The organism is Sphaerisporangium krabiense (genome assembly GCF_014200435.1).
Lineage (GTDB): Bacteria > Actinomycetota > Actinomycetes > Streptosporangiales > Streptosporangiaceae > Sphaerisporangium > Sphaerisporangium krabiense.
Genome location: NZ_JACHBR010000001.1, coordinates 3,797,669 through 3,823,956, shown reverse-complemented (window position 1 = coordinate 3,823,956; position 26,288 = coordinate 3,797,669). Strand labels below are relative to the sequence as shown.

The window sequence follows — 26,288 nt, the reverse complement described above, 5'->3', positions numbered from 1 at the left end:
CGAATCGACCACCCACGCCCTGGGAAGATTCCTCAGATGGAGGACAATGTGGTGCCCGCCGGACCTGTGACGCGTCCGGGGGACGTGCCCGCCGGTGACGGGACGTACGAGACCATGAGAACCGACCCCCTGGAGCGACTCCGCACGGCCGCCGCCGCACGCGAGGCGGCCGGGCTGCGGCGCGCCCTGCGCCCCCGCACCCCGGCCCACGACGGGCTCATCGACGTGGCCTCCAACGACTACCTGGGCCTGTCCCGCGACCCGCGGCTGATCGAGGCCGCCGTGGCCGCCGTCCAGGAGTGGGGCGCGGGCTCGACCGGGTCACGGCTGGTCACCGGCTCGACGAGGCTGCACGCCGAGCTGGAGGAACGGCTCGCCGCCTTCGCCGGCGCCCCGCGCGCCCTGGTGTTCTCCTCCGGCTACCTGGCCAACCTGGCCGCGGTGGCGACGCTCGGCGCGGGCGGGCTGGTGGTCAGCGACGAGGGCAACCACGCGTCGATCATCGACGCCTGCCGCCTGTCGCGCGCCCGGGTCGCGGTCACCCCGCACAACGACCCGGCGGCCGTCGAGAAGGCGCTGGCCGCGCGCCAGGAGGAGCACGCCGTCGTGGTGACCGACGCCGTGTTCTCCGTGGACGGCGACCTCGCGCCCATCGCCGAGCTGTACGAGGCCGCCGCCCGGCACGGCGCGCTGCTGATCGTGGACGAGGCGCATTCCCTGGGCGTGATCGGGGACGGCGGACGCGGCGCCGTACACGCCGCGGGGCTCGCCGGCGCGCCGGATATTGTGAGAACGGTCACATTGTCCAAGTCCCTTGGCGCACAGGGGGGAGCCGTGCTAGGCGCCCCGGAGATAGTGGACACGCTGGTGGACACCGGACGGGCGTTCATCTTCGACACCGGCCTCGCCCCGGCGTCCGTTGCGTCGGCACTGGCGGCGCTTGATATCGTGAGCGGCCATCCTGACCTGCCGGGACGGGCGCGCGACATCGCGGTCGCGCTGGCGCGCGCCGTCCGGGAGCGAGGCCTGCCCACCCTGGAGCCGGCGGCGGCGGTCGTCCCGGTCGTGCTCGGCCCTCCGGACGCCGCGCTCGCCGCCGCCGCGGTGTTCGCGGAGCACGGAGTGCGCGCGGGGTGCTTCCGCCCGCCTTCCGTGCCCTCCGGCCGGTCTTGTCTGAGGTTGACCGCACGGGCCAACCTGAGTTCGGATGATCTCGCGGTGATCGGACGCGCGCTCACCGCGGTGGCCGAGATGAAGGTGAGCGTGTGACGGAAGATTCTCCCCGGGTTCCGAAATACTACGACGTCAAGAAGAACCTGCTGGAACTCACCAAATCTCTGCCCGCCGGCGCGGCCCTGCCGCCCGAGCGTGCTCTCGCCGTGCGCTTCGAGACCTCGCGCACGACCGTGCGGCAGGCCCTCACCGAGCTGGTCATCGAGGGCCGCCTGCTGCGCATCCAGGGCAAGGGCACCTTCGTCGCCCAGCCCAAGGTGGCGCAGGTGCTGCAACTGACGTCGTACACGGGAGATCTGCGGACGGTCGGCCTCGAACCGGACACCAAGATCCTCGACATCAACTACATCACGGCCGACGAGACGCTGGCGCGCCGCCTGGGCATCAACCCCGGCGGGCGCGTGCTGCGCATCCACCGCCTGCGGCTGGCCAACGGCGAGCCGATGTCGATCGACACCACCCACCTGTCGGCACGGCGCTTCTCGCGGCTGCGCCGGGAGCTCGAAGTGCACTCCTCTCTCTACGAGACCCTGCACAACGCCTACAACGTGCAGCTCACCGACGCCGAGGAGATCATAGAGACCGTTCTGGCGACGCCGTACGACGCCCAGATCCTCGGCGTGGACGTCGGCCTGCCGATGCTGCTGCTCACCCGGCACGCCTTCGACGCCGAGGGCCACCCGGTGGAGTGGGCGCAGTCGCTGTACCGCGGCGACCGGTACAAGTTCGTGACGCGCCTGCGCAGGCCCCCCGAGTCCGGGCCCGCGGCGCGGTGAGGCCCTAGGGTGGTGCCGGTGAGCGTCCTGGTGGTCACCGGCACCGGCACCGGCGTGGGCAAGACCGTCGTGACCGCGGCCCTCGCCGCGCTGGCCTTGGCGCGCGACGTGCCCGTCGCGGTGGTCAAACCCGCCCAGACCGGCGTCGCACCCGGGGAGCCCGGCGATCTGGACGAGATCATCCGCCTGTCCGGCGTCACCACGACGTTCGAGTTCGCCCGCTATCCCGACCCGCTGTCCCCGGCCGCCGCGGCCCGCGTGTCCGGGCTCGCGCCGGTGTCCCTGGCCGAGGCCGCCGACCGCGTGGACGAGCTCGCGCGGACGCACCGGCTGGTGCTGGTCGAGGGCGCGGGCGGCCTGCTGGTCCGCTTCGACGAGGACGGCGCCACCATCGCCGACCTGGCCCGCCGGCTGCGCGCCCCCGTCCTGGTCGTGGCCGCCGCCGGTCTCGGCACCCTGAACCACACGGCGCTGACGCTGGAGGCGCTCGCCGGCCGCGGCCTGGACCTGGCGGGCGTGGTCATCGGCGCGTGGCCGAGCGAGCCGGACCTTGCGGAACGCTGCAACGTCTGCGACCTGGAGACGCTGGCCGCCCGTCCGCTCGCCGGCGCGCTCCCCGAGGGCGCGGGCGCGCTGGACCGCGACGCCTTCGCCCGCGTGGCCCATCGGGGACTGGGGTCCCTGCTCGGCGGCGGGTTCGACCCTTCTCGCTTCCGGGCAACCCTTAGTCTGTGAATCAACCGACAAGGGAGCCACACGCCCGATGAGTATGGACATTCTGGAGATCGCCCGGGTTCAGGTACTCGAAGAAGGTCGCGGGCTCTCCGCCGACCAGGCCTTGCGATGCCTGGAACTGCCGGACGACCGCCTTTCCGAGCTGCTCGCGCTGGCCCACGAGGTGCGCATGAAGTGGTGCGGCCCGGAGGTCGAGGTGGAAGGGATCATCTCGCTCAAGACCGGCGGCTGCCCGGAGGACTGCCACTTCTGCTCCCAGTCGGGACAGTTCACCTCCCCCGTCCGCTCGGTGTGGCTGGACATCCCCTCCCTGGTGAAGTCGGCCGTCGAGACGGCCGCGACCGGCGCCACCGAGTTCTGCATCGTCGCCGCCGTGCGCGGGCCGGACCAGCGGCTGATGGACCAGGTCCGCGAGGGCGTCAAGGCCATCCGCGAGGCCGTCGAGATCAACGTCGCCTGCTCGCTCGGCATGCTCACCCAGACCCAGGTGGACGAGCTCGCCGAGATGGGCGTGCACCGCTACAACCACAACCTGGAGACCGCGCGCTCCCACTTCGGGCACGTCGTGACCACCCACACCTGGGAGGAGCGCTGGCAGACGTGCGAGATGGTCCGCGCGGCCGGCATGGAGCTGTGCTGCGGCGGCATCATCGGCATGGGCGAGACCCGCGAGCAGCGGGCCGAGTTCGCCGGCCAGCTCGGCGAGCTGGGACCCGACGAGGTCCCGCTGAACTTCCTCAACCCCCGCCCGGGCACGCCGTTCGAGTCCTACCCCCTGGTCGAGGGCCGCGAGGCGCTGAAGACGATCGCCACGTTCCGGCTCGCGCTGCCGCGCACGATCCTGCGGTACTCGGGCGGGCGCGAGCTCACCCTCGGCGACATGGGCACCCGCGAGGGCATGCTCGGCGGCATCAACGCGATCATCATCGGCAACTACCTCACCACGCTCGGCCGGAGCGCCGACAGCGACCTGGCGCTCCTGGACGAGCTCAAGATGCCGATCAAGGCCCTGTCGCAGGCTCTGTGACCCTAGAGTCAGCCTCTGAGCAGGTAGGACGCCCGCTCAAGGATTGACAGGGGACGGAGAAGGTAAGTTCACGACATGGAGTCTGCAAAGCACGCCGGCGACGTCGCGGTCGCCGTCTCACGAGCATATGGCGCCGAGGTCATGTTCACCCTGTCGGGCGGCCACGTCTTCCCGTTGTACGACGGGGCCGTCCACGAGGACATGCGGATCGTCGACGTGCGGCACGAGCAGAGCGCCGTGTTCGCCGCCGAGGCGACGGCCCGCCTGACGCGGCGGCCGGGGCTCGCGGTGCTGACCGCGGGTCCCGGCATCACCAACGGCGTCAGCGGCGTGGCGACCGCCCACTTCAACGGCTCCCCGGTCGTGGTCATGGGCGGCCGCGCCCCGCAGTCGCGGTGGGGGTCGGGCGCGCTCCAGGAGATGGACCACCCGCCGCTGTTCGAGACGATCACCAAGCTGGCCTTCACGGCGGGCGGCGCGGACTCGGTCGGCCAGGACGTCGAGATGGCCTTCCGCACGGCGATCGCCCCGCACCGCGGCCCGGTGTTCCTCGACTTCTACATGGACCACCTGTTCTCGCCCTCGCCCGCGCACGAGGCCGAGACGCTGACTCCTTCCCCGCTCGAACCCGACGCCGGCGCGCTGTCGGAGATCGCGCGGCTGCTCGCCGCGGCCGAGCGCCCGGTGCTCGTGCTGGGCTCCGACGTCTGGATGGACCGGGCCGAGGAGGCCGCCCGCGACTTCGCCGAGGCCTACCGCCTGCCGGTGATCCCCAACGGCCAGGGGCGCGGCATCCTGCCCGCCGGGCACGAGCTGCTGGTCACCCGGGCGCGCGGCACGGCGTTCTCGCAGGCCGACCTGGTCATCGTGGCGGGCGCCCCACTCGACTTCCGGCTCGGCTACGGCTTCTTCGGCGGCAGGGACGGCGCGCCGCTCGCCAAGGTCGTCCACCTCGCCGACGCCCCCTCCCAGCTCGCCGGCCACATCGGCACGGCCGCCGCCACAGCCGGGGACCTGTCCTTGGTGTTCTGGGGCCTGCAGTCGGCCTGCGGCGAGGCCGGGGTGTCGCCGAAGTCGTACGCGCCCTGGCTGACCCGGCTCGGTGAGGCGGCGGCCGAGGCCGTCGCGGGCGACACCGCGCTGCTGGAGTCCGGCGCCGACCCGATCCACCCGATGCGCATCTACGGCGAGCTGAACCGCCTGCTCGCCGACGACGCCGTGGTGATCGGCGACGGCGGCGACTTCGTGTCCTACGCCGGCAAGTACGTCGAGCCCCGCAGGCCCGGCTGCTGGCTGGACCCCGGCCCCTACGGCTGCCTCGGCACCGGGCTCGGCTACGCCATCGCCGCCCGCATCGCGCGCCCGTCCTCGCAGGTCGTGCTGCTGCTCGGCGACGGCGCCGCCGGCTTCTCGCTCATGGACGTCGACACGCTGGTGCGCCACCGCCTGCCGGTGGTGATGATCTGCGGCAACAACGGCATCTGGGGCCTGGAGAAGCACCCCATGCAGATGTTGTACGGCTACGACGTCGCCGCCGAGCTGCAGCCGCAGTGCCGATACGACCAGGTCGTGACGGCGCTCGGCGGCGGCGGCGAGCTGGTCACCTCACCGGACGAGATCGGGCCCGCGCTGCGCCGCGCGTTCGACTCCGGCGTGCCGTACCTGGTGAACATCGCCACCGACCCGGCCATCGCCTACCCCCGCAACACCACCGGCATCTGACCCCGGGGAACGCCCGCGTACGGGCCTGAGATCGTTCAGGCCCGTACGATCTCAGGCCGGAAGGCAGGAAGCCCGGTGACGGGGCCCGCGGCCGTCTGGAGGGGCTCAGGGAGCGGTCGGCGAGGGGGACGGCGTCGGCGTCGGGGACGGGCTGGGCTCGCCCCCGCAGTCGATGCCCTGCGCGACCACGATCGTGACGGGCTTGTTCACCGGCCACGAGGCGCCCGCTCTCGGCAACTGGTCGAGCACGCGCGTGCATCCCTCGTCGCTGGGGTCGCCGTAGATGTCCACGCTGACCTTGAAGCCGGCCGCCTGCAGCTTGGTCTTGGCCAGGGCCTCGGTCAGGTTGATCACCCCGGGCACGTCCTTCTTGGGCGCCGGCTTGCTCGGCGAGGCGCTCGGCGACGGGGAGCGGGTCTTGGTGGGGGACGGCGACGGCTCCGACGTGCTGGGCGACTCGCTGGGCTCGGAGGTCTTCGGCGGGGTCACCGGCTGCGAGTGCGTAGGGCTCGGCGAGGGCTTGGGCGTGCGCGACACCTTGGTCGGCGGCGAGGAGGCGTCCGCGACCGTGGGGGACGTCAAGGGGTTGACGCCCGCGGCCGCGTTCTGGCTCACGAGCTGGTTGAACGCCACGGCGCCCAGCCCGCCGAGCAGGGCGCCCGCGGCGACGACGCCGACGATCAGCCCGGGCCTGGCGCCGCGCCCGGCGGCGGCCCGGCGCCCGCGCGTGCCCCGCCGCCCCGGTGGGGGCGCGGGCGCGGCGCTGGTGGCCGGCGCGGCGGCGGGGGACGCGGCGGTCGGCATGATGTACGGCGGGGGCGTGCCCCCGGCGGGGACGCCCAGGTGGGCGCCGGTCTCCGGCGTGGCCAGGTAGGGGCCCGGCGCGCCGTGGACCCCGGCGGGCCCGGCCTGCGGGGCGGCGCCGCCGGGAAAGGCGATCATGCCGGTCAGCCCGGACACCGCGGCCGAGCTGCCGGTGTCCTGCAACAGCGCCTGCCGGGCCGCCATGCTCATCTCGGCCGCGCTGTGCCACCGGCGCTCGGGGTCCTTGGCGAGGGCGCGTTCCACCACGTGCCGGACGGAGGGGGGCACGTCGGACGGCAGCGGCGGCGGCTCCTCGCGGATGTGCTTGAGCGCGATCGTCACCGGGCTGTCCCCGTCGAAGGGACGTTGCCCGGCCAGGCACTCGTAGGCCACCACGCCGAGCGCGTACAGGTCCACGGCGGGCGTGACCGGCCGGCCCTCGGCCTGCTCGGGGGCGCAGTAGGCGGCGGTGCCGAGCACCATGCCGGCGTCGGTCAGCCGGTGGCCGGCGTCGGCGCGGGCGATGCCGAAGTCGGTGAGCACGAGGGTGCCGTCCGGGCGGACCAGCAGGTTGCCCGGCTTGACGTCGCGGTGGACGATCCCCTTGTCGTGGACGGCCTGCAGGGCCGAGGCGGCCTGGGCGATGAGCTCCATGGCGGGCTCGGCGCCGATGCGGACCAGCCGGGTGAGCAGGCGGTCGAGGGGCTCGCCGTCGACGAACCGCATCACCAGGTAGGCGGTGGGACCGGCTCCGGGGACGTCGCTCACGCCGTAGTCGTAGACGTCCACCACGCCCGGGTGGTTGATCGTCGCCATCGCGCGGGCCTCCCCCTGGAAGCGCGCGGCGAAGCCCGGGTCGTCCATGCGTCCTGGTAACAGCACCTTGACCGCGACGGTGCGCGCGAGGACCGTGTCCTCCCCGCGCCAGACCTCGCCCATGCCGCCGGCGCCGATGCGGACGTCCAGACGATAACGTCCCGCCAGCGTGGTCCCTTGGGCCACCATGTCTCCCCCGCTAACCCCAATCCATGTAACCCGACGCCACCCCGGAGTTCTCCAACAAAGCGGACTTGTGTCGCGCCGAGGTCACGGAAGTATCACAAAGCTCTGATTTCACTGTGCTCGCGCCAGGGTGTCAGTCGGTCGTCACGCCGTGTTCGACGCAACGGGCGGACCAGCCTCGCGGGGTCACCTGCACCACGAGCCTGCGGCGACAGGCCGCGCAGTAGCGAGGTGGCTCCATGAGCCGCGCGGTGCGGCACGCGGAGTGGTCGCCGTCGTCGCCGAGGCGTCCGCAGTGGTCGCAGTAGGGGCTCACGCGAGAAGCGTATTGCATCGTTCTCCGTCAAGGCCGTCATCCGGTCAAGGTGGTGCCAGAAGGCGTGAAGGCACACCCGGCCTCCCAGACCCCCGCAAGGGGCCGTCCGCCTAGGCTGGCGCCCATGACGATCGATCGCGGGCTGCGCGCCGAGCTGGTGTTCATGGTCGAGCGGAGCGACACCGCCATGAGGGTGGGAAGCGGTGACGTGCCGGTGCTCGGCACGCCGCGGCTGCTGGCCTTCGCCGAGGCCGCGACCGTGCGGGCCGTCCAGGACCACCTCGCCCCCGGGCAGACGTCGGTCGGCACGAAGGTGACGCTGGAGCACCGGGCGGCCAGCCCGGTGGGCGCGCACGTCGAGGTGGTGGCGGAGCTCGCCGAGGTGGACGGCAGGCGCCTGGTCTTCGAGGTCACCGCCCGGGACGGGAGGCGGACGGTCGCCACGGCCACCATCGAGCGGGTGGTGGTCGACCGTGAGCGCTTCCTGTCCGGCCTGTCCGGCTGAGCCGCCCGGCCCGGGGCGGCCCGGCGCTCACGACGGGTCGATGACGGCGATGAGGTCGCCCTCCTGGATCACGTCGCCCTCGGAGACCTTGAGGCCGGTGACGACGCCGGAGTCCTCGGCCAGGACCGGGATCTCCATCTTCATCGACTCCAGGATGACGAGCGTGTCCCCCTCGTTCACGGCGTCCCCCTCGGCCACGACGACCTTCCAGACGTTCGCCACCATCTCCGCACGTACTTCCGCCACCACAAACTCCCCTTTTTCAATGATCTTCATATGGCCCCGGCCGCGTCCCTCGCCGCGGCGCGGTCGGCCTCGGCGTCACGCGCGCATGCGGGCGACGAGGCCGGTGTCGTAGTCGCCCGCGGCGAACTCGGCGTTGTCCAGGAGCTCCGCGCAGAACGCGAGGTTGCTCTTGGGACCTTCGACGCGGAAGGCGGCCACGGCCGCGCGGGCCCGGTCCAGGGCCTCGGCCCGGTCGGCGCCGTGGACGCACAGCTTCGCCATCAAAGGATCGTAGAAGGGTGTGACCGTATTTCCGGCGACATATCCGGAATCGAGGCGGATGCCGGGGCCGACCGGCTCCTCCCACACGTCGATCTTCCCGGGCCCGGGCAGGAACCGCCGGGAATCCTCGGCGTAGACCCGCAGCTCGAGGGCGTGCCCGCGCGGCTCGACGACCCCGCCGGCCGTGGCGGGCTCGCCCGCGGCGACGAGAAGCTGCTGCTCGACCAGGTCGATGCCGGTGACCAGCTCGGTGACCGGGTGCTCGACCTGGAGCCGGGTGTTCATCTCCAGGAACACGAAGTCCTGCCGGTCGGCGTCGACCAGGCACTCGACCGTGCCCGCGCCCCGGTAACCGACGGCCTCCCCGGCGCGCACGGCGGCGGCGAGCATGCGGGCGCGCAGCTCGGGCGTGACGCCGGGCGAGGGCGCCTCCTCGGCGACCTTCTGGTGGCGGCGCTGCACCGAGCAGTCGCGCTCGCCGAGGGCCAGCACGGTGCCGTCGGCGAGGCCGAGGATCTGCACCTCGACGTGGCGGGCCCGCTCGACGAAGCGCTCCAGCAGGATGGCCGCCCCGCCGCCGAAGCGCTCGGCGGCACGCGCGGCGGTGTCGAAGGCCCGGACCAGCCCCGCGTCGTCGCGGGCCACGCCCATGCCGATGCCGCCACCGCCCCCGGCGGTCTTCACCATGACCGGATAGCCGATCAGGGCCGCCGCGGCCAGGGCCCCGTCCCGGTCGGTCACCGGCTCGCGCGTGCCCGCCGCCACCGGCACACCGGCGCGCTCCATGAGGTTCCGCGCGTTGATCTTGTCGCCCATGCGCGCGATCGCGTCCGGGGAAGGGCCGATCCACACCAGCCCCGCCTCGCCGACCGCGCGGGCGAAGGCGGCGTTCTCCGCCAGGAAGCCGTACCCCGGGTGGACGGCCCGCGCGCCGGTCGCGCGGCAGGCTTCGAGCACCCTGGCGATGTCGAGGTAGCTCTGGGCGGGCGCGGCGGGGCCGAGCGCATAGGCGTCGTCGGCCTCGGCGACGAAGGGCAGGTCGGCGTCGGCGTCGGAGTGCACGGCGATGGCGCGCAGGCCCATGGCCTTGACGGTGCGGATGATCCGCCGTGCGATCTCCCCGCGGTTGGCCACAAGAACGCTGTCGAACATCGGCCGCACTCCCTTCGATGGATCACCACCCTATGGCCGGATCGTTCTCCCGGCCCCTCGCGCGAAACCACCGATCCCCCGTGTCCCATCTGTGGGAACCCTACAATCACGGCGGGCCGACACCCCGCGTCCGCGGACCCGCCGGGCACGGTAAAAGCCCTGCAAGGAAGGGGTGCGAGCGGCGGGGAGCCAGGTCACACGCGGGCCCGCCGCCTGTGAGAAAGCGGAAACCCGGGGCGTCAGAGACGGTTGGCGGGAGCCGGCCGGTCCACGATCTTGGCCAGCGACTCCACCACCGCGGGATCGTACTCGTCCCCGCCGTCGAGCCGCAGCCGCTCCAGGGCCGCCGCCGCGCGGTCGCGGTCGGTGGAGCCGCCCACCAGGTCGTCGTAGGCGTTGGCCGCCTTGATGATGCGGCTGGCCAGCGGCGGGGTGTCCGGGCCGTCGAACGGGTCCATCTGGTGGCGGACGATGTCGGCCACCCGGTCCAGCACGCCGGTCTTCCTGATGACCTCGGCCCCCAGCTCGGCGATGCTGCGCGCGGTCTTGGCGTCGGTGAGGACGGTCGCGCCGCCGGGGATGGGGTCGCGCAGCGAGAGCTGGCCGATGTCGTGCATCAGCGCGGCGTACTCCAGCTCCAGCAGCTCGGGTTCGGCCATGCCGAGCTCACGGCCGATGGCGACCGCCAGGCGGCTGACCCGGCGCGAGTGGCCCGGCTCCACGTACCCGCCGACCTCGGTGACCCGGGCGAGCGCGCGGACGGTCTGCAGGTAGGTGGCGCGGATCCCGGCGTACTTGCGGAAGGCGACCTGGGTGACCAGCAGCGGCGCGGCGAAGACGACGAGCGCGGCGAGGTTCATGCTGTGGGAGGCCAGGGCCAGCAGGGTGCCGGACGCGGCGACCGCGGCGCCGAGCGGCGCGGCCATGCGCAGCTCGTCGCGGATGGCGACGCGGAAGGCCGTGCGGACCTGCGCGGCCCGCAGCAGCGCGGCGATGACGACGTCGGCCGCCAGCATGCCCACGATGAGCATGGCCATGACGCCGAGCACGGCCCACCACGTGCCCTGGCCGTTGCCGGTGGTGGCGTACAGCGTCGAGGCCAGCGGGCGGTAGGCGAAGGCGAGCAGGGCGCCCGACAGCAGGCGGCGCGCGATGGCGTCGGGCTGGGGCGGCCTGCCGACGGCGAGGTGGGGCAGCGCGCCGAGCACCATGCCCGCCGACATGACCGCGACGACCTGCAGCGCCGAGTGGCGGGCGGGCTGGCCGCCGACGTCCAGCAGCAAGGTGTACCCGAGCGCGGCGGCGGCGCCGATGGGGGCGACCTCGCGGTTGCCCGGCATGGTGAGCCGGGCCAGCTCGCCCGCCGCGACCAGCACGCCGAACGCCACGGCGACCTGGGGGTCGACCAGGCCGACGGCGGCGGTGTAGGCGATGCCGGCCAGGGTGACCAGGCCCGCGGCGCAGATCAGCAGCAGGCCGCCTGAGTCGAGCCCGTGGAGGGGCCGTGATGCCGTCGTCACCGCTCGGACACCACTTCGATGGGCGTGGTCGGGTCGTCGTGGTCCTTGACGACGGTCACGACGACCTCGTCGGCCTTGGGCGCCGCGACCTTGCCCGGAGGATCCCACCCCTGACGGTCCAGGGAGCGGATGAACGCGCTGACCATGACGGGGTCGAACTGGGTGCCCGCCTGTTTGCGCAGCTCGGCCACCGCCTCCTCGATGGACTTGGCCTTGCGGTAGGCGCGGTCGGAGGTCATCGAGTCGAAGGCGTCGGCCACCGCGATGATGCGGGCGAACTCGGGGATCTCGGCCCCGGCCAGCCCCATGGGGTAACCTCGGCCGTCCTGGCGCTCGTGGTGGTGCATGATGCCGGCGAACGCCTCGTCCAGGAAGTCGATGCCCCGGACGATCTCCAGGCCGCGCATCGGGTGCAACTGGATGGCGGCCAGCTCCTCCTCGGTGAGACGGCCCTCCTTCTGCAGGACCTTGGTGGGCACGCCGAGCTTGCCGACGTCGTGCAGCATGCCCGCGTAGCCGATGGCCCGCATGCGCTCGGGCCGCATGCCGATCTCCTGGGCGATCATGGTGGAGGCCGCCGACACCCGCGTGCAGTGGCCGCGCGTGTAATAGTCCTTGGTCTCGACGGCCTGGCACAGGGCGGCGATGGTGGCGTCATAGGAGCGCTGCTGGGCCAGGTACTGCCCGAAGGCCCACCGGGCGATGAACAGCGGCAGCAGCACCAGCACCGCGGAGATCGACTGGACCGTGGCCCACAGCCCGGCGATCAGCAGGCCGAACGTGGCGTAGCCCAGGTAGGAGATGAAGAACTGCAGCAGGCCGCGCAGCGGCACCTCTTCGGTGCGCAGCTGCCCGGCCAGCGAGAGCATGACGGCGAACAGCACGAAGTTGAGCGGGACGAACACCGCCGCCGCGCCCATGAACGGGCCGAGCAGGTCGGTGAAACGGTTGTCGCCCACGACCGGACGGTGGCCGCCCAGCGCCTCGAACACCCACCCGGCCGCGTAGCCGCACAGGGCGAACTGCGCGCCGTTGAACAGCCGCTTGTGGATCGGCAGGCCCGGCCGGACGCTCAGCACCGCCGTCGCGCCGACCAGCGCCGCGCCCGCCCCGCCCACCAGCACCACCGCGGCGAGCGCGGCCGAGAAGCTGACCGACATGGCCGCCTGCTGGACGTTCAGCAGCGTGGGCACCGACTCGCAGACCAGGAAGAGCAACGCGAGCACCAGCAACGTGGGCCACTCGTGCTCGCCCAGCGGCTCGGAGACGACCAGGCCCCGCACGATCAGCCCGGCGGCGACCGCCACCACGGCGGCCAGATAGATTTTCGCCGGCCACGGAAGCTCACGCACCGCGGCCGCCCAGGGCCGTCACGGGCACGCGCTCAGATCCAGGAGATGCCTGTGGGGGCTTGCGCCGCGCCTCCCGAGACGACCACGAGCGCGGCCAGGACCACCACGGCCAGGGCGCCCGCGCAGCAGCCGATCGTCATGGCCGCCACCATGCGTGTGGCCATTGCCTTCACCATGTGCCGCCTCCCCATCGAGTCCGGCTTCAGGCTACAGAACGCGTGCGGACCCGTAGGGGAAGTCGAAGAATCGCATCCAAAGCGTAATCAAACCACTACCCGTAGCTAACGTGATCTAGCCCACTCGACGGTGGTCTTGAGCCCGGCGAGAAGGTCGGTGCGCGGACGCCAGCCGAGGCCGGCGAGCGCGGGCGCGGGGTCGACGGCCATGGCGGGAAGGTCGCCGAGCCGGGCGGGCGCGAAGCCGGGCGCGTCGGGCGCTCCGGCCGCGGCGGCGACGAGCGTGTGCAGTTCCCGGTCGGTCGTCCGCACGCCCGTGCCGAGGTTGAACCGATGGCCGTCGCCCTCGGGACCGCAGGCGCGCGCGAAGCCGTCCACGACGTCCTCGACGAAGATGTAGTCGCGGGTCTGCGTGCCGTCGCCGTAGACCACGGTCGGGGCGCCGCGCAGCAGGGCGTCGGTGAAGATCGAGACGACCCCCGCCTCGCCCTGCGGCGACTGCCGGGGGCCGTAGACGTTGGACAGCACGAGCGTGGTGCCCTGCAGGCCGTGCAGGGCGCGGTACATGGAAAGGTAGACCTCGCCGGCCAGCTTGGAGGCCGCGTACGGCGACCTCGGGTCCGGCCGGGCGTCCCCCGGCACCGGGATCACGTCCGGGCGGCCGTAGACGGCCACCGAGGAGGTGTGCACGACCTTCCGCGCCCCGGCCAGGCGGGCGGCCTCGAGCACGTTGACCGTGCCCTCGACGTTGATCCGGGCGTCGTGCGCGGGATCGGCGACGCTGGCGCGCACGCTGATCTGGGCGGCGAGGTGGCAGACCACCTCGGGGCGCCATCGTGTCACCATCTCGCCCAGCCCGGCGTCCCTGACGTCGAGCTCGGCCAGCGTGAACCTCGGGCTGGCGCCGGCGGCGGCGAGGTTGGCGTGGTCTCCGGAGGAGAAATCGTCCACGACGGCCACCTCGTGCCCGTCGGCCAGCAGCCGGTCCACGAGGGTGGAGCCGATGAACCCGGCACCGCCGGTCACGAGTACGCGCACCCCGGAATCCTAGGCGATCGGCGCGCGGGCCAGGCGGAGCCCCCTACTCGGCCAGTTCGGCCCGGACCGCCTCGATGCGCTGGAGCACCTTCGAGCGCAGCTCCTCGGGCACCGGGTCGCACCCGCAGTGCTTGGCGATCAACTGCTTGACGACCTTCTCCAGGCCGTACTCTTCGAGGCAAGGGCCGCACTCGTCCAGGTGCTGGCTGATGTCCGACCGCCTGCGCTCGTCCAGCTCGCCGTCCAGGAACGTGTACACACGGTCCAGGACCTCTTTGCAGTCGGTGTCGTGCGGATTGCCACAGCTCATGCCCGACACCCCTCAAGGGCGCCAGCGCCCAGCCCATGGCCGTCCCGCACGGCCCCTCCGCCCATCTCGCCGTACCCTCTGTCCCCGCGCTCCATTACGACGGGTCCTCCGATCGCACAAGCCCGCGTCCGCGTGCGTAGTCCTCTAGTTGCGTCCGCAGCTGGCGCCGCCCGCGGTGCAGACGGGACATGACCGTCCCGATGGGAGTGCCCATGATGTCGGCGATCTCCTTGTACGGGAACCCCTCGACATCGGCGAGGTACACCGCGATACGGAAATCTTCGGGGAGCGCGGCCAGCGCGTCCTTGACGTCGCTGTCCGGGAGGTGCTCGAGCGCCTCCACCTCGGCCGACTTCAGGCCGCCCGAGGTGTGGGACTCGGCGCGCGCGAGCTGCCAGTCCTCGATCTCCTCGGTGCCGGACTGCTTGGGTTCCCGCTGCTTCTTGCGGTAGGTGTTGATGAAGGTGTTGGTGAGGATGCGGTAGAGCCAGGCCTTGAGGTTCGTTCCCTCCTGGAACTGGTGGAACGAGCCGAAGGCCTTGGCGAAGGTGTCCTGAAGCAGGTCCTCCGCGTCCGCGGGATTCCTGGTCATCCGGAGCGCGGCCGAGTACAGCTGGTCGAGGTACGGCATGGCGTCACGCTCGAACCGCTGGCTGCGTTGCTCCAGAGTCTCCTCCGCTGTCTTGGAGACCGGACCCACCCCCTTATACGCACCGTACGGAGCCGAGAATACCGGCTCGCCTACGGCCGACCGCTCAGCGACCTCGGCCACCAGCATGGGACGGAACCTCCTCGCGTGTTTACGCCCGTCTGCAACACGCGAGGCATAGCATCTGTTCCCGGTAAGTAGAAGGTGACGATCGACCCGGTACGGGGAAAAAGATACGTACCGGCCGATTGCCAGCCCCGGTGCCCCGACGGTCCAGGAGCCACGCGTGCTGCCCATCCCAGCCAGCGAGCTGAACGGCTCAGGCGCACTCGGTCCGTACTGGACCTTTTACCACGCCGTGGTCGCGGAACAGCTGAGGCGATGGCTGCCGCGGCGGCCGTGCCTCATCCTGGACCTGTCCGGCGGGCGGGGCCGCTGGCCCGTGCAGGCGGCGGGCGCCGGGCACCGCGTCATCGAGGTGGTGGACTTCCGCCGCTCCCCCGACCCCTGGCTGCGCGACGCCTCCAACAGGATCCGCAGGGTCAGGGCCGACGACCTCGGCTTCCTTCCCGACGCCTCCGTCGACGCGGTGATCGCCGAGGAGCGCGCGCTGTCGCTGGAGCTGATGGCCGAGTCCACGATCGAGGACGTCGCCCGCGTGCTCAAGCCCGGCGGGCGGGTGCTCACGTGCGTGGACTCGCTCGTGCTCGGCATGGCGATCATGGCGGAGCAGAACTACTGGGCGCACCTGTGCCAGACCGGGACCGGCGAGGTGATGCTGGTCCCGTGGCCGGACGGCAGCATCACCCGCTGCTTCTCCAGCGCGCAGCTTCGCGAGCTGCTCGCCGACGCGGGCCTGGAGGTCGAGTGGGTGCGTCCCCGCACGGTGCTGTCCCCGTCCACCGTCGACCACGTTCTCGCCGCCGACGGCCGCGCGCTGAGCTGGCTGGTGCGGACCGAGCTCGAGGCGCACCCGGACGACGACGACACCGTGGGGATCCATCTGGTGGCGAGCGCCCGCAGGCCCGGCTGAGCGCCGCCCCGCCCGGCCCTCAGCGGCGCCGCTCGCGCCGCGACTGGCACTGCACGCACCGCGCGGCCTCCGGGCGCGCGGCCAGGCGGCCCTCGGGGACGGGCTTGCCGCAGTCCACGCACCGGCCGTAGTCGCCGGCGTCGAGCCGCCTCAGCGCGTCCACCACGGCCGTGCGCTGGCGCGTCGCCACGTCGATCATCGCCTGCCTGCGGTCGGCGTCGGTGAGGGCGGAGCCGGCGTCCGCCGCCGACCTGTCGCCTACGGTCACGGGGTCACCCCGCAGTACCCTGATGGACCGGTCGAGTTCGGTGAGCATGCTCTGCAACTGGGTCCGAGCGGTCGCGATGTCCACGAATCCGCACCTCCGGGAAGGAAAACGGGCACGGCCGTAGGCGGGATCCCCCGGAACTCCCGCCTGGCTCTGGGATCCTGTGGGCGGTGACCCTCCGTCGGCGAGTCATCGCTTCCTGAGCGGATGCCCATTCGGCCGGGTTCTTACACCGGTGTTACCCAGCCTTTTCACGCGGGCGGCATTTCTCTTAGAACAGAGAGGCCTCCTCGGATCCGTCGCGTTCGATGAGGTGCGCCCCGTTGTTCCTGACGCTGTTCACCTCGCTCGACACCGGATAGGCGACCAGGCCGCTCGGCGGCGCGGAGGCCAGCATCTCGAGCACCTCCCCGGTGTCGGTGCGCGCCGGGTCCAGCCACTCGTCCCACCGGTCCTCGTGGATCACGACGGGCATGCGGTCGTGGATGCGCCCGAGGTGGTCCTCCGCGGCCGTGGTGATCACGGTGCAGGTCACGAGCCACTTCAGCGGGTCGTCGTCGGCGCGCGTGCGGTCCTTCCAGAACTCGTACAGGCCCGCCATCGCCATCACCCCGCCGTCGGCCGGGTGGATGAAATAGGGCTGCTTGGTCTTCTTGTCGGCCCGGTACCACTCGTAGTAGCCGTCGGCGGGCAGCAGGCAGCGGCGCTGCGCGAACGCCTTGCGGTACGAGGGCTTCTCGGTGAGCGTCTCGACCCGGGCGTTGATCAGGCGGGATCCGATGGAGGGGTCCTTGGCCCAGCCCGGCACCAGGCCCCACTTGAGCACCCGGAGCTGACGCACGGCCTCCTGGCCCGCGTCCGGCTTCTCACCGTCGGCGACCTGCGGCCGGGTGAGCACCGCGTACACCTTCTTGGTGGGGGCGACGTTATAGTCCGCGGTCAGCTCCTGCGACGTGCCGTCCAGGTCGACCTTGAACTCCTCCAGCAAATCCTGACGCTTGCGCGCCGACGCGTATCTGCCACACATGCCCATAGACTGCCCCACCACCGCGCGTCACGCGCCCCCCGGCCACGAAACCGCACCCCCTATCCTCGGCCGTCCCTCCCGCCCGGGACGTGCCCGCGGGGCCGCGCGTCAGCCCGTGCGGCAGGGGGCTCCCGGTAGGCTCGGAGCTATGTCAGCTCCCCTGTGGCCCGCGCCCGCGGCGTCCGGCCCGGTCCGCGCGGCCGTCCGGCTGCCCGGGTCCAAATCGGTGACCAACCGCGCCCTGCTGCTCGCCGCGCTGGCCGCCGGTCCCGGCACCGTGCGCCGCGCGCTGCGCAGCCGCGACGCCGATCTCATGGTCGCCGCCCTGCGGTCCCTCGGCGCCCGGCTGACCTCCTCGAACGACACCGCCTCCGGCGCCGACTGGCACGTGGAGCCCGGCCCGGTGCGCGGCGGCGCGTCGATCGACGTGGGGCTCGCCGGCACGGTGATGCGCTTCGTCCCGCCCGTCGCCGCGCTGGCCGACGGCGAGGTGTCCTTCGACGGCGACCCGCACGCCCGCACCCGGCCCATGGGCCCGATCCTGGCCGCGCTGCGCGCGCTCGGCGCCCGGGTGGACGGCGACGCGCTGCCGTTCACGCTGCGCGGGCCGATCACCGGCGGCGAGGTCACGCTGGACGCCTCGGCGTCCTCCCAGCTCATCTCCGGCCTGCTGCTGGCCGGGCCCCGCTACCCCAAGGGCGTGACCGTCCGCCACGCCGGGCCGCCCGTGCCGTCCATGCCCCACATCGAGATGACCGTCCAGATGCTGCGCGCCGCGGGCGCCGAGGTGGACGACTCCGAGCGCGACGTCTGGAGGGTCGAGCCGGGCCCGATCTCCGCGCGCGACGTGGTCGTGGAGCCGGACCTGTCCAACGCGGCGCCGTTCCTCGCGGCGGCCCTGGTCACCGGCGGCGAGGTCACGATCCCCGACTGGCCCGAGCGCACGACGCAGGGCGGCGACGCGCTGCGCGAGCTGCTGGCCCGCATGGGCGGGACGGTCGCGCGCGTGCCCGAGGGGCTGAAGGTGTCGGGCGGCGGCGGGCTGGAGGGCATCGACGCCGACCTGCACGACGTCGGCGAGCTGACGCCGGCCATCGCCGCGCTGGCCGCGCTCGCGGGCTCCCCCAGCAGGCTGCGCGGCGTCGCGCACCTGCGCGGGCACGAGACCGACCGGCTGGCGGCGCTGGCCACGGAGATCAACGGGCTCGGCGGCGAGGTCACCGAGACCGAGGACGGCCTGGCCATCACCCCGCGCCCGCTGCGCGCCGGGGTGTTCCACAGCTACGCCGACCACCGCATGGCCACGGCCGGCGCGGTGATCGGCCTGGCCGTCCCCGGCGTCCAGGTCGAGGACATCGCGACCACCGCCAAGACCCTTCCCGAGTTCGCCCGCATGTGGGCGCGGATGCTGGGGGAGGGCCACTGAGAAGACGCGAGTACGACGAGGAGGACGTGCGGGTCAGGCCCGGCAAGGGGTCGCGGCCGAGGACCCGCATACGTCCCGCGCACGAGGACGCCGTGGAGGGCTTCGTCGTGGCGGTCGACCGCGGCCGCTACACGTGCCTCGTCGAAGGTGAGGGGCGCGGCAAGCGGCGCGAGCGCCCCCGCGAGGTGACGGCGATGCGGGCGCGCGAGCTCGGCCGCAAGGGCATCGTGGTCGTGGGCGACCGCGTCGCCCTGGTCGGCGACACCTCCGGCACGACCGACACGCTGGCGCGCATCGTCAGGGTCGAGCCCCGCACCTCGATGCTGCGCCGCAGCGCCGACGACACCGACGAGGTCGAGCGTCCCATCGTCGCCAACGCCGACCAGCTCGTCATCGTCACCGCGCTCGCCGACCCGCCGCCCCGGCCGCGCATGATCGACCGGCTTCTCGTCGCCGCCTTCGACGCCGAGATCGAGCCCCTGCTCTGCCTGACCAAGGCCGACCTCGCCGCGCCCGAAGAGCTCGTCGCGCGGTACGAGCCCCTCGGAGTGCCGTACGTCGTCGTGCGCAAGGGCGGCGACCTGGAGGAGCTGCACACCAAGCTCGCCGGGCGCCTCAACGTGCTCGTCGGCCATTCGGGAGTGGGCAAGTCGACCCTGGTCAACGCCCTGGTGCCCGACGCCGGACGCGCGGTGTCGCACGTCAACGCCATCACCGGGCGCGGACGCCACACCTCCAGCTCCGCCGTCGCGCTGGAGCTGCCCTCGGGCGGGTGGATCATCGACACGCCGGGCGTGCGCAGCTTCGGCCTGGGCCACGTCGTGATCGACAACGTGCTGGCGGCCTTCCCCGCCCTGGCCGAGGGCGCCGTCAACTGCCCCAAGGGCTGCAACCACCGGGGCGAGGAGTGCGCGCTGGACGCCTGGGTGGAAGAGGGGCACGCCGACGCGGCGAGCCTCGCGTCCCTGCGCCGCCTGCTCGCCAGCCGGGACGGCGCGCCCGACGACGACTGAACCCCGGGAACCGGGCACGCCCGGTGAAAGCGGCCGCGGCACGGTACCGTTTCCGGTGTGACGGGCTATACCGACGACCTGCGTCTGGCGCACATGCTGGCCGACAGCGCCGACGATCTCACCATGCGCCGGTTCAAGGCCGTCGACCTGCGGGTCGACACCAAGCCGGACCTGACCCCGGTGAGCGACGCCGACCAGGCGGTCGAGGAGGCCATCCGCGGCACACTGCGCCGCGCCCGTCCGCGCGACGCCGTCATCGGCGAGGAGAAGGGCAGGACCAGCGGGTACGGCTCGCGCTGCTGGGTGGTCGACCCCATCGACGGCACCAAGAACTACGTGCGCGGCGTGCCGGTGTGGGCCACGCTGATCGCGCTGATGGAGGACGACAAGGTGGTCGTCGGCGTGGTGTCGGCCCCCGCGCTGGGACGCCGCTGGTGGGCGGCCCGCGACGGCGGCGCCTGGACGGGCCGGAGCCTCACCAAGGCCACCAGGTGCGCGGTCTCGTCGGTGGGCCGGCTGGCCGACGCCTCGTTCTCCTACTCCAGCTTCGGCGGCTGGGAGGAGCTCGGACGGCTGAACGCGTTCCTTGACCTGTCCCGCGCGGTGTGGCGCACCCGCGCGTACGGCGACTTCTGGTCGCACATGATGGTCGCCGAGGGCGCGGTCGACATCTCGGCCGAGCCCGAGCTGTCCCCCTGGGACATGGCCGCGCTGACCGTGATCGTCGAGGAGGCCGGCGGCGTCTGGACCGACCTGTCCGGCGCGGCGGACGTCGACGGCGGCAGCCTGGTGTGCGCCAACCCCCTGCTGCACGCCGAGGTGCTCAAGCGCCTGGGCGGATGAGCACCCGCGCGGCGGGGCTCAGCGCTCGTCCGGAGGACGCGAGATGACCCGGTCGTCGAGGTAGCAGCTGCACTGACCGCACCCTGGACGTACGTCCGCTGTCGGCATGTCGACCCTCCTCACCGTCGTTCCTGTCGACGCTACGGCAGGGCGGCCCGCGTGTGACTCACCGTAGGGGCACAGTCGCGTACGGCCCCCGATTTCCCGGCATGTGGACGCCGCGATGCCGCCACGGCATGGTGTCCAAGTTGTGACATGCGCCGCGACCTCGGAAGATGACCCGTTCCAAACGACGCGACCGGGCCCGTTCATGCCTCGTTCACCTTTAACCGGGGATTAAGTCATCTTGACTCTTTACCGTCCTACCCGTTGTGAGAACAGCGTGGAAGGACAACAAACGTGAAGTATGCAGGCCGGCTCGCCGTAGCCGCCATCGCCGGCGTGCTTTCGCTCGCTGCGTGCGGTACCGATGACAACGCCCCTGGCTCCACCGCGTCCGCGGCTCCGGGCACGAGCAGCGGCAGCGGGGACGCCGGCGGCGGCCTCAGCGGCACGATCAACGCCGCGGGCTCCTCGGCGCAGGGCAACGCCATCGCCGAATGGAAGAAGAACTTCCAGGGCGCGAACCCGGGTGTGAGCATCAACTACCAGGGCAGCGGCTCGGGCGCGGGCGTCCAGTCGTTCATCCAGGGCACGATCGCGTTCGCCGGGTCCGACTCGGCGCTCAAGGACGACAAGGGCGAGCCCGCCCAGGCCGACGCCCGATGCAAGACCGGCAAGGCGATCAACCTGCCGATGGTGATCGGCCCGGTCGCGGTGGTCTACAACCTCCCCGGCGTCGACAACCTCCAGCTGTCCCCGGCGACCATCGGCGGCATCTTCAACAGCAAGATCACCAAGTGGGACGACGCGGCGATCAAGAAGGACAACCCCGACGCGAAGCTCCCCTCCACTCCGATCCAGGCCGTGCACCGCTCCGACGAGTCGGGCACCAGCGACAACTTCACCAAGTTCCTCAAGGCCACGGCGGACTGGCCGTACGAGCCCGCCAAGGCCTGGCCCGCCGAGGCCAAGGGCCAGGGCGCCAAGGGCTCGGACGGCATCGCCCAGACCGTCAAGAGCGCCGAGGGCTCGGTCAGCTACGTCGAGCTCTCCTACGCCGAGAACTCGGGCCTGAGCAAGGCCAAGGTCGCCAACGGCTCCGGTGAGTTCGTCGAACTGACCCCCGAGAGCGCCGCCAAGACCGTCGAGGCCGCCGAGGTCAAGGGCACCGGCAACGACCTCAAGCTCTCGATCGACTACGCCACCAAGGCCGCGGGCGCCTACCCGATCGTCCTGGTGACCTACGAGATCACCTGCGAGAAGGGCCTGTCGGCCGACGACTCCAAGCTGGTCAAGGCGTTCCTCAAGTACACCGCCAGCAACGAGGGCCAGAACGCCCTGACCGGCCTCGGCTACGCGCCGCTACCGGCGAGCCTTCTGACCAAGGTCCAGACCGCCGTCGAGGCGATCTCCTAACTCGATGGCCACGCCACTTCGTACCAGGGAAGGCGGGCCGGCCATGCGCCGGTCCGCCTTCCGGCGCAGTCGCGGAGACGGCCCCTTCCGGTTCGCGACCACCGGCGCCGGAGTGATCCTCCTCGCGATCATGGCCGCCATCGCGATCTTCCTCATCGTGAAGGCGGTCCCGGCCCTCCAGGCCAACACCGGGAACTTCCTCACCGAGAAGTTCTGGACGCCCAACGCCACCGAGCCGAAGTTCGGCATCGCGGCCCTGGCGTTCGGCACCGTGCTCAGCTCGCTGCTCGCGCTGATCATGGCGCTGCCGGTGGCCGTCGGCGTCGCCCTCTTCATCTCGCACTACGCGCCCCGGCGGCTGGCCGGCGCCCTGGGATACATCATCGACCTGCTGGCCGCGGTCCCGAGCGTGGTCTACGGCCTGTGGGGCGTCATCTTCCTCATCCCGTTCGTGAAGGGGCCCTGGACCTTCCTGAACGAGTACTTCGGATGGATCCCGCTGTTCGCGGGCGACGCCGTCTACGGCAAGTCCATGCTGACCGGCGCCGTCGTCCTGGCCATCATGATCCTGCCGATCATCGCCGCGATCTCCCGCGAGGTGTTCCTGCAGGCCCCGCGGTCGCTGGAGGAGGCCTCGCTGGCCCTCGGCGCCACCCGGTGGGAGATGATCAGGATCTCGGTGCTGCCGTTCGGGCGTCCCGGCGTCATCAGCGCGGCCATGCTCGGCCTCGGGCGCGCGATGGGCGAGACGATCGCGGTCGCGCTCATCTTCCCCGCGACCTTCGGCATCACCTTCCAGGTGCTGTCCAACGACGGCAACAGCATCGCGGCCAACATCGCCAACGGCTTCGGCGAGGCCACGCCGATCGGCCAGGGCGCGCTCATCGCCTCCGGTCTGGTGCTGTTCGTGATCACCCTTCTGGTCAACATGGCCGCCCGTCTGATCATCGCGCGGCGCAAGGAATACGCGAGGGCAGCCGCATGACCGTGTCTTCCGTGCCGCCCGCCGTCATCACCCGCGTGTCCTTCAGCCGCAGGCTGAAGGACCGTGTCGTCCTCGGGCTGGTCTGGCTGGCGTTCGCGATCGCGGTCGTCCCGCTGGTGTCGGTCCTGTGGATGGTCGTCAAGAACGGCCTCGCCCGCTTCGACGCGGAGTTCCTGACCCACTCCATGCGCAACATCGGCGCCCGCGACGCCGGCGGAGGCGCCTACCACGCCATCCTCGGCACCCTGGAGCAGGTCGGCCTCGCCACGCTGATCTCAGTGCCCGTCGGCCTGCTCACCGCGATCTACCTCGTCGAGTACGGCAAGGGCCGCAGGCTCGCGCAGTCCATCAGCTTCTTCGTCGACGTCATGACCGGCATCCCCTCGGTGGTGGCCGGCCTGTTCATCCTGGCCTTCTGGGTCCTGGTGCTCGACATGAAGTACTCCGGCTTCGCCGGCGCGCTCGCCCTGTCGATCCTGATGATGCCCACGGTCGTGCGCTCGGCCGAAGAGATGCTGCGCCTGGTCCCGAACGACCTGCGCGAGGCGTCCTACGCCCTCGGCGTGCCCAAGTGGCGAACGATCATGAAGGTCGTCGTGCCGACCGCCCTCACCGGCATCGTCACCGGCGTCATGCTCGCCATCGCCCGCGTCGCCGGCGAGACCGCGCCGCTGCTGCTCACCGTCTTCATCACCGACTCCATCAACGAGAACCCGTTCAACGGACCTCAGATGGGCCTCCCGCTGTACGTCTTCGACCAGGCCCAGCGCCCGAACGTCACGGCCGTGGACCGGGCGTGGACGGGAGCCCTCACCCTCATCCTGATCGTCATGCTGCTCAACCTGGTGGCACGCCTCATCGCCTGGTGGCGCGCCCCCGCCAAGGGCCGGTAAGGGGTTATCGACATGGCCAAGCAGATCGAGGTCTCCGACCTCGACGCCTACTACGGATCGCACAAGGCGATCGAAGGCATCACGATGACGATCGAGCCGCGCTCGGTCACCGCCTTCATCGGCCCGTCAGGATGCGGCAAGTCGACGTTCCTGCGCACGCTGAACCGCATGCACGAGGTCATCGCGGGCGCGCGCGTCGAAGGCAAGATCCTCCTGGAGGACCAGGACCTCTACGGCCCGGACATCGACCCGGTGTCGGTGCGCCGCACCGTCGGCATGGTGTTCCAGCGGCCCAACCCGTTCCCGACGATGTCGATCTTCGACAACGTCGCCGCCGGGCTCAAGCTCAACGGCCGGGTCTCCCGATCAGAGCTGGACGGCATCGTCGAGACGTCGCTGAAGGACGCCAACCTGTGGAACGAGGTCAAGGACCGGCTCAACAAGCCGGGCGCGGGCCTGTCCGGCGGCCAGCAGCAGCGGCTCTGCATCGCGCGGGCCATCGCCGTCAGCCCGGCCGTCCTGCTCATGGACGAGCCGTGCTCGGCCCTGGACCCGATCTCGACGCTGGCCATCGAGGACCTGATCTCCAAGCTGAAGAACGACTACACGATCGTGATCGTGACGCACAACATGCAGCAGGCGGCCCGCGTCAGCGACCGTACGGCGTTCTTCAACCTCGCCGGGCAGGGCCAGCCCGGAAAACTCATCGAAATGGACGAAACCTCCAAGATCTTCACTAACCCCACCCAGAAGGCGACCGAGGACTACATCACTGGACGCTTTGGGTGATCGGCTCCCAGGTACCGGGAGCCGGTGAAGTCACGGAGCCTTAGGAGCGACAGGGAGATGGTGTGACCCAGCCGCAGGCGGCACCAGAAGTGGACGGGGACACTCGGTCGGCGCCCATGCTGCTGGTGGCCGATCCCGACGCCGAGATGGTGAGGGAACTGGCCGAGGCACTGGAGCGCGAAGGGGTTCTCGTCGCCGGAGTGCCCGACGGCGCCCAGGCACTTCTCCAGGCCGGCGCACTCCGGCCTGACGTCGTGCTCGTCAGCGCCACCCTGCCCGTCATCGGGCCGGTCGAGTTCGTACGCGCGGTACGGCGCGCCCGCGCCGTACCCGTATTGCTGGGAGTGGGCGACGGACACGCGGAACAGGCCGTCCAGGGCCTCGCCGCCGGAGCCACGGCCTGCGTGGCCAGGCCCTACCGCGTGCCCGAGCTCCTCCCCCTGGTCCACGCGGCGTTCCCCGGGGACATCGGCTCGCGAGGAGTGCTGACGGTCGGCACCGTCGAACTCGACGTCGGGGCCTACCAGGTACGCGTGTCCGGCATGCCGGTACACCTCCCCCTACGGGAGTTCGAGCTGCTGCACTACTTGATGCGCAACGCCGACCGCACGGTCACCCGAGAACAGATCATGCGCCACGTATGGCACGCGGCGGACGCCATGTCGACCAACACCATAGCCGTCCACGTCAAACGCCTCCGAGCCCGCCTGGGCGACCACGACGACCGCTTGATCCAAACAGTCCGCGGCGTAGGCTACCGCCTGGTGACCCCACACTGACCCACCCCCACCGACGCCCCGGCAACCACCAAGAAACCCGGCCACCGCCGCCAACCCCCCAGCACCAAACCCCTGACGAACACCGGCACATCACCGCCCCCTGACCAGCCAACAACGCCAACGAGCCATACCAACTCCCTAGCTGTACCAAGCCCTTCGAGCCGGCGAACACCGCCGAGCCCTTCGGACTGGCGAGCACTGGAGCCGATGAACCGTTCAGGCTGGCGAGCACCCGAGCCGGTGAACCGTTCGGACTGGCGAGCGCCCGAGCCGGCGAGCCCTGCGAGCCAGCGGCCGCCGATGGCTGGGAGCACTGGCGAACCGACGACCGCTCAGGAGCCAGCCAGCACCGCCGAACTCCCGGAGGGGACCAAGCACCACCCCCCTTCGGGACCAGCAGGATGCCAACGACCCACGACATAAGCACCACTAGGGTCATCGGCATCCCAGCCCCCATAACGGCGACCGCCCGGCCCCCCTCACAGCACCGCGTGCCACATGCGCTTCAGCACCTGGAGAACACAGCCCGAGCCGAAGGCGAGGCCCATCCGTGCTTCACCTCTGCCCCGGCGCAGCCCCGGACACATCTCCCTGAAGCCTTCGTACCACTCCCGCTTCATGGTCCCCGTTCACCACCCCCAGCTCTAACGCACTCCCCCGCTCCAGGTATGCACTCTTCTTGGCGCCGCGTCGGCGGGACGCAGGTCGGCGGAGCCCGGCGCCCACAACAGCGCCCAACCGGCCGATCTTCTGCGGTACGCGGTGCGAGAGAAATGCGCGTCAGCGCCAGAGAACACAGCCCGAGCCGAAGGCGAGGCCCATTCCGTGGCGTGCCTCAGCGTTCGTGCTTTCGCGAGGAGTCGGGCCGGTGCCGGCAGGGAGGGGTGGGC

At 71.7% G+C, this 26,288-nt stretch carries 27 protein-coding genes; 15 read left to right on the top strand and 12 right to left on the bottom strand.

From position 1 onward, the window contains the following. Positions 1–36: 36 nt before the first annotated feature. The 5 genes from BJ981_RS16955 (at position 37) to BJ981_RS16935 (ending at position 5,493) form a co-directional block, all read left to right on the top strand. Positions 37–1,269, top strand: a complete 1,233-nt coding sequence (locus BJ981_RS16955; protein ID WP_239139196.1) for an 8-amino-7-oxononanoate synthase — start codon at positions 37–39, stop codon at positions 1,267–1,269. Then, entirely contained in the window at positions 1,266–2,009 is a 744-nt protein-coding gene (locus tag BJ981_RS16950) for a GntR family transcriptional regulator (protein ID WP_184612294.1), read from the top strand. Before BJ981_RS16955 ends, BJ981_RS16950 begins: the two co-directional genes overlap by 4 nt. A gap of 18 nt (positions 2,010–2,027) precedes the next feature. Next, positions 2,028–2,744, top strand: coding sequence for a dethiobiotin synthase (gene bioD / locus BJ981_RS16945; RefSeq protein ID WP_184612293.1), 717 nt, complete (start codon positions 2,028–2,030; stop codon positions 2,742–2,744). A gap of 28 nt (positions 2,745–2,772) precedes the next feature. Next, positions 2,773–3,771 (top strand): biotin synthase BioB, encoded by a 999-nt coding sequence (bioB, locus tag BJ981_RS16940; protein WP_184612292.1) that lies wholly within the window; start codon positions 2,773–2,775, stop codon positions 3,769–3,771. A 75-nt stretch (positions 3,772–3,846) separates the two neighbouring features. Then, complete coding sequence (locus BJ981_RS16935; RefSeq protein ID WP_184612291.1) at positions 3,847–5,493, top strand: acetolactate synthase; 1,647 nt, start codon at positions 3,847–3,849, stop codon at positions 5,491–5,493. 105 nt (positions 5,494–5,598) lie between these two features. Here the strand turns inward: BJ981_RS16935 and BJ981_RS16930 are convergent, their stop codons facing one another. Together BJ981_RS16930 and bsaP are read right to left on the bottom strand one after the other, a co-directional pair. Then, positions 5,599–7,302, bottom strand: a complete 1,704-nt coding sequence (locus tag BJ981_RS16930) for a serine/threonine-protein kinase (protein ID WP_184612290.1) — start codon at positions 7,300–7,302, stop codon at positions 5,599–5,601. Between the two features lie 130 nt (positions 7,303–7,432). Further along, positions 7,433–7,615: a biotin synthase auxiliary protein BsaP gene (gene bsaP, locus BJ981_RS16925; protein ID WP_239139195.1), complete on the bottom strand. Its 183-nt coding sequence runs from the start codon at positions 7,613–7,615 to the stop codon at positions 7,433–7,435. 124 nt (positions 7,616–7,739) lie between these two features. Here bsaP and BJ981_RS16920 point away from each other — a divergent pair, with 124 nt between their 5' ends. Continuing rightward, positions 7,740–8,120, top strand: a complete 381-nt coding sequence (locus tag BJ981_RS16920) for a thioesterase family protein (protein WP_184612288.1) — start codon at positions 7,740–7,742, stop codon at positions 8,118–8,120. A 27-nt stretch (positions 8,121–8,147) separates the two neighbouring features. On the opposite strand, the gene BJ981_RS16915 is transcribed toward BJ981_RS16920, so the two are convergent. The 8 genes from BJ981_RS16915 to BJ981_RS16885 form a co-directional block, all read right to left on the bottom strand. Beyond that, positions 8,148–8,366, bottom strand: a complete 219-nt coding sequence (locus BJ981_RS16915) for a biotin/lipoyl-binding carrier protein (protein WP_204070216.1) — start codon at positions 8,364–8,366, stop codon at positions 8,148–8,150. Positions 8,367–8,441: 75 nt separating this feature from the next. After that, complete coding sequence (locus BJ981_RS16910) at positions 8,442–9,779, bottom strand: acetyl-CoA carboxylase biotin carboxylase subunit (protein WP_184612286.1); 1,338 nt, start codon at positions 9,777–9,779, stop codon at positions 8,442–8,444. 239 nt (positions 9,780–10,018) lie between these two features. Next, positions 10,019–11,299, bottom strand: coding sequence for an HD-GYP domain-containing protein (locus BJ981_RS16905; protein ID WP_184612285.1), 1,281 nt, complete (start codon positions 11,297–11,299; stop codon positions 10,019–10,021). Then, the gene (locus BJ981_RS16900) at positions 11,296–12,651 is read right to left on the bottom strand and encodes an HD-GYP domain-containing protein (RefSeq protein WP_184612284.1); all 1,356 of its coding nucleotides are present in this window, start codon (positions 12,649–12,651) and stop codon (positions 11,296–11,298) included. Before BJ981_RS16900 ends, BJ981_RS16905 begins: the two co-directional genes overlap by 4 nt. Before the next feature lie 32 nt (positions 12,652–12,683). Then, positions 12,684–12,815, bottom strand: a complete 132-nt coding sequence (locus tag BJ981_RS38215; protein WP_260324653.1) for a hypothetical protein — start codon at positions 12,813–12,815, stop codon at positions 12,684–12,686. A 117-nt stretch (positions 12,816–12,932) separates the two neighbouring features. Continuing rightward, positions 12,933–13,865: an NAD-dependent epimerase/dehydratase family protein gene (locus BJ981_RS16895; protein ID WP_184612283.1), complete on the bottom strand. Its 933-nt coding sequence runs from the start codon at positions 13,863–13,865 to the stop codon at positions 12,933–12,935. Positions 13,866–13,908: 43 nt separating this feature from the next. Next, positions 13,909–14,175 (bottom strand): mycothiol system anti-sigma-R factor, encoded by a 267-nt coding sequence (rsrA, locus tag BJ981_RS16890; RefSeq protein ID WP_184612282.1) that lies wholly within the window; start codon positions 14,173–14,175, stop codon positions 13,909–13,911. A 94-nt stretch (positions 14,176–14,269) separates the two neighbouring features. Then, positions 14,270–14,875: a sigma-70 family RNA polymerase sigma factor gene (locus BJ981_RS16885; RefSeq protein WP_184616194.1), complete on the bottom strand. Its 606-nt coding sequence runs from the start codon at positions 14,873–14,875 to the stop codon at positions 14,270–14,272. Positions 14,876–15,110: 235 nt separating this feature from the next. Between BJ981_RS16885 and BJ981_RS16880 the strand changes: the two genes are divergently transcribed. Continuing rightward, complete coding sequence (locus BJ981_RS16880) at positions 15,111–15,857, top strand: class I SAM-dependent methyltransferase (protein WP_184612281.1); 747 nt, start codon at positions 15,111–15,113, stop codon at positions 15,855–15,857. A gap of 19 nt (positions 15,858–15,876) precedes the next feature. Here BJ981_RS16880 and BJ981_RS16875 read toward each other — a convergent pair whose 3' ends face one another. Together BJ981_RS16875 and BJ981_RS16870 are read right to left on the bottom strand one after the other, a co-directional pair. Continuing rightward, positions 15,877–16,209, bottom strand: a complete 333-nt coding sequence (locus BJ981_RS16875) for a TraR/DksA family transcriptional regulator (protein ID WP_184612280.1) — start codon at positions 16,207–16,209, stop codon at positions 15,877–15,879. Positions 16,210–16,396: 187 nt separating this feature from the next. Then, positions 16,397–17,152: an SOS response-associated peptidase gene (locus tag BJ981_RS16870; protein ID WP_184612279.1), complete on the bottom strand. Its 756-nt coding sequence runs from the start codon at positions 17,150–17,152 to the stop codon at positions 16,397–16,399. Between the two features lie 148 nt (positions 17,153–17,300). On the opposite strand from BJ981_RS16870, the gene aroA reads away from it, so the two are divergent. From aroA to BJ981_RS16830, 8 genes are all read left to right on the top strand, one after another. Further along, complete coding sequence (gene aroA / locus BJ981_RS16865) at positions 17,301–18,578, top strand: 3-phosphoshikimate 1-carboxyvinyltransferase (RefSeq protein WP_184612278.1); 1,278 nt, start codon at positions 17,301–17,303, stop codon at positions 18,576–18,578. Beyond that, a complete protein-coding gene (gene rsgA, locus BJ981_RS16860; protein ID WP_372436896.1) occupies positions 18,548–19,591 on the top strand; it encodes a ribosome small subunit-dependent GTPase A in 1,044 nt (347 codons plus the stop codon). The genes aroA and rsgA overlap by 31 nt, the downstream gene beginning before the upstream one ends. A 57-nt stretch (positions 19,592–19,648) precedes the next feature. Beyond that, positions 19,649–20,434 (top strand): histidinol-phosphatase, encoded by a 786-nt coding sequence (gene hisN / locus BJ981_RS16855; RefSeq protein WP_184612277.1) that lies wholly within the window; start codon positions 19,649–19,651, stop codon positions 20,432–20,434. Between the two features lie 399 nt (positions 20,435–20,833). Then, on the top strand, positions 20,834–21,952 hold the full coding sequence (pstS, locus tag BJ981_RS16850; RefSeq protein ID WP_184612276.1) for a phosphate ABC transporter substrate-binding protein PstS: 1,119 nt from the start codon (positions 20,834–20,836) through the stop codon (positions 21,950–21,952). Positions 21,953–21,956: 4 nt separating this feature from the next. Continuing rightward, positions 21,957–22,937, top strand: coding sequence for a phosphate ABC transporter permease subunit PstC (gene pstC, locus BJ981_RS16845; RefSeq protein WP_184612275.1), 981 nt, complete (start codon positions 21,957–21,959; stop codon positions 22,935–22,937). Further along, positions 22,934–23,830, top strand: coding sequence for a phosphate ABC transporter permease PstA (gene pstA / locus BJ981_RS16840; protein ID WP_184612274.1), 897 nt, complete (start codon positions 22,934–22,936; stop codon positions 23,828–23,830). Before pstC ends, pstA begins: the two co-directional genes overlap by 4 nt. A gap of 12 nt (positions 23,831–23,842) precedes the next feature. Then, positions 23,843–24,619: a phosphate ABC transporter ATP-binding protein PstB gene (gene pstB / locus BJ981_RS16835; protein ID WP_184612273.1), complete on the top strand. Its 777-nt coding sequence runs from the start codon at positions 23,843–23,845 to the stop codon at positions 24,617–24,619. 62 nt (positions 24,620–24,681) lie between these two features. Beyond that, positions 24,682–25,398 (top strand): response regulator transcription factor, encoded by a 717-nt coding sequence (locus BJ981_RS16830; protein WP_184612272.1) that lies wholly within the window; start codon positions 24,682–24,684, stop codon positions 25,396–25,398. Positions 25,399–26,288: the final 890 nt, after the last annotated feature.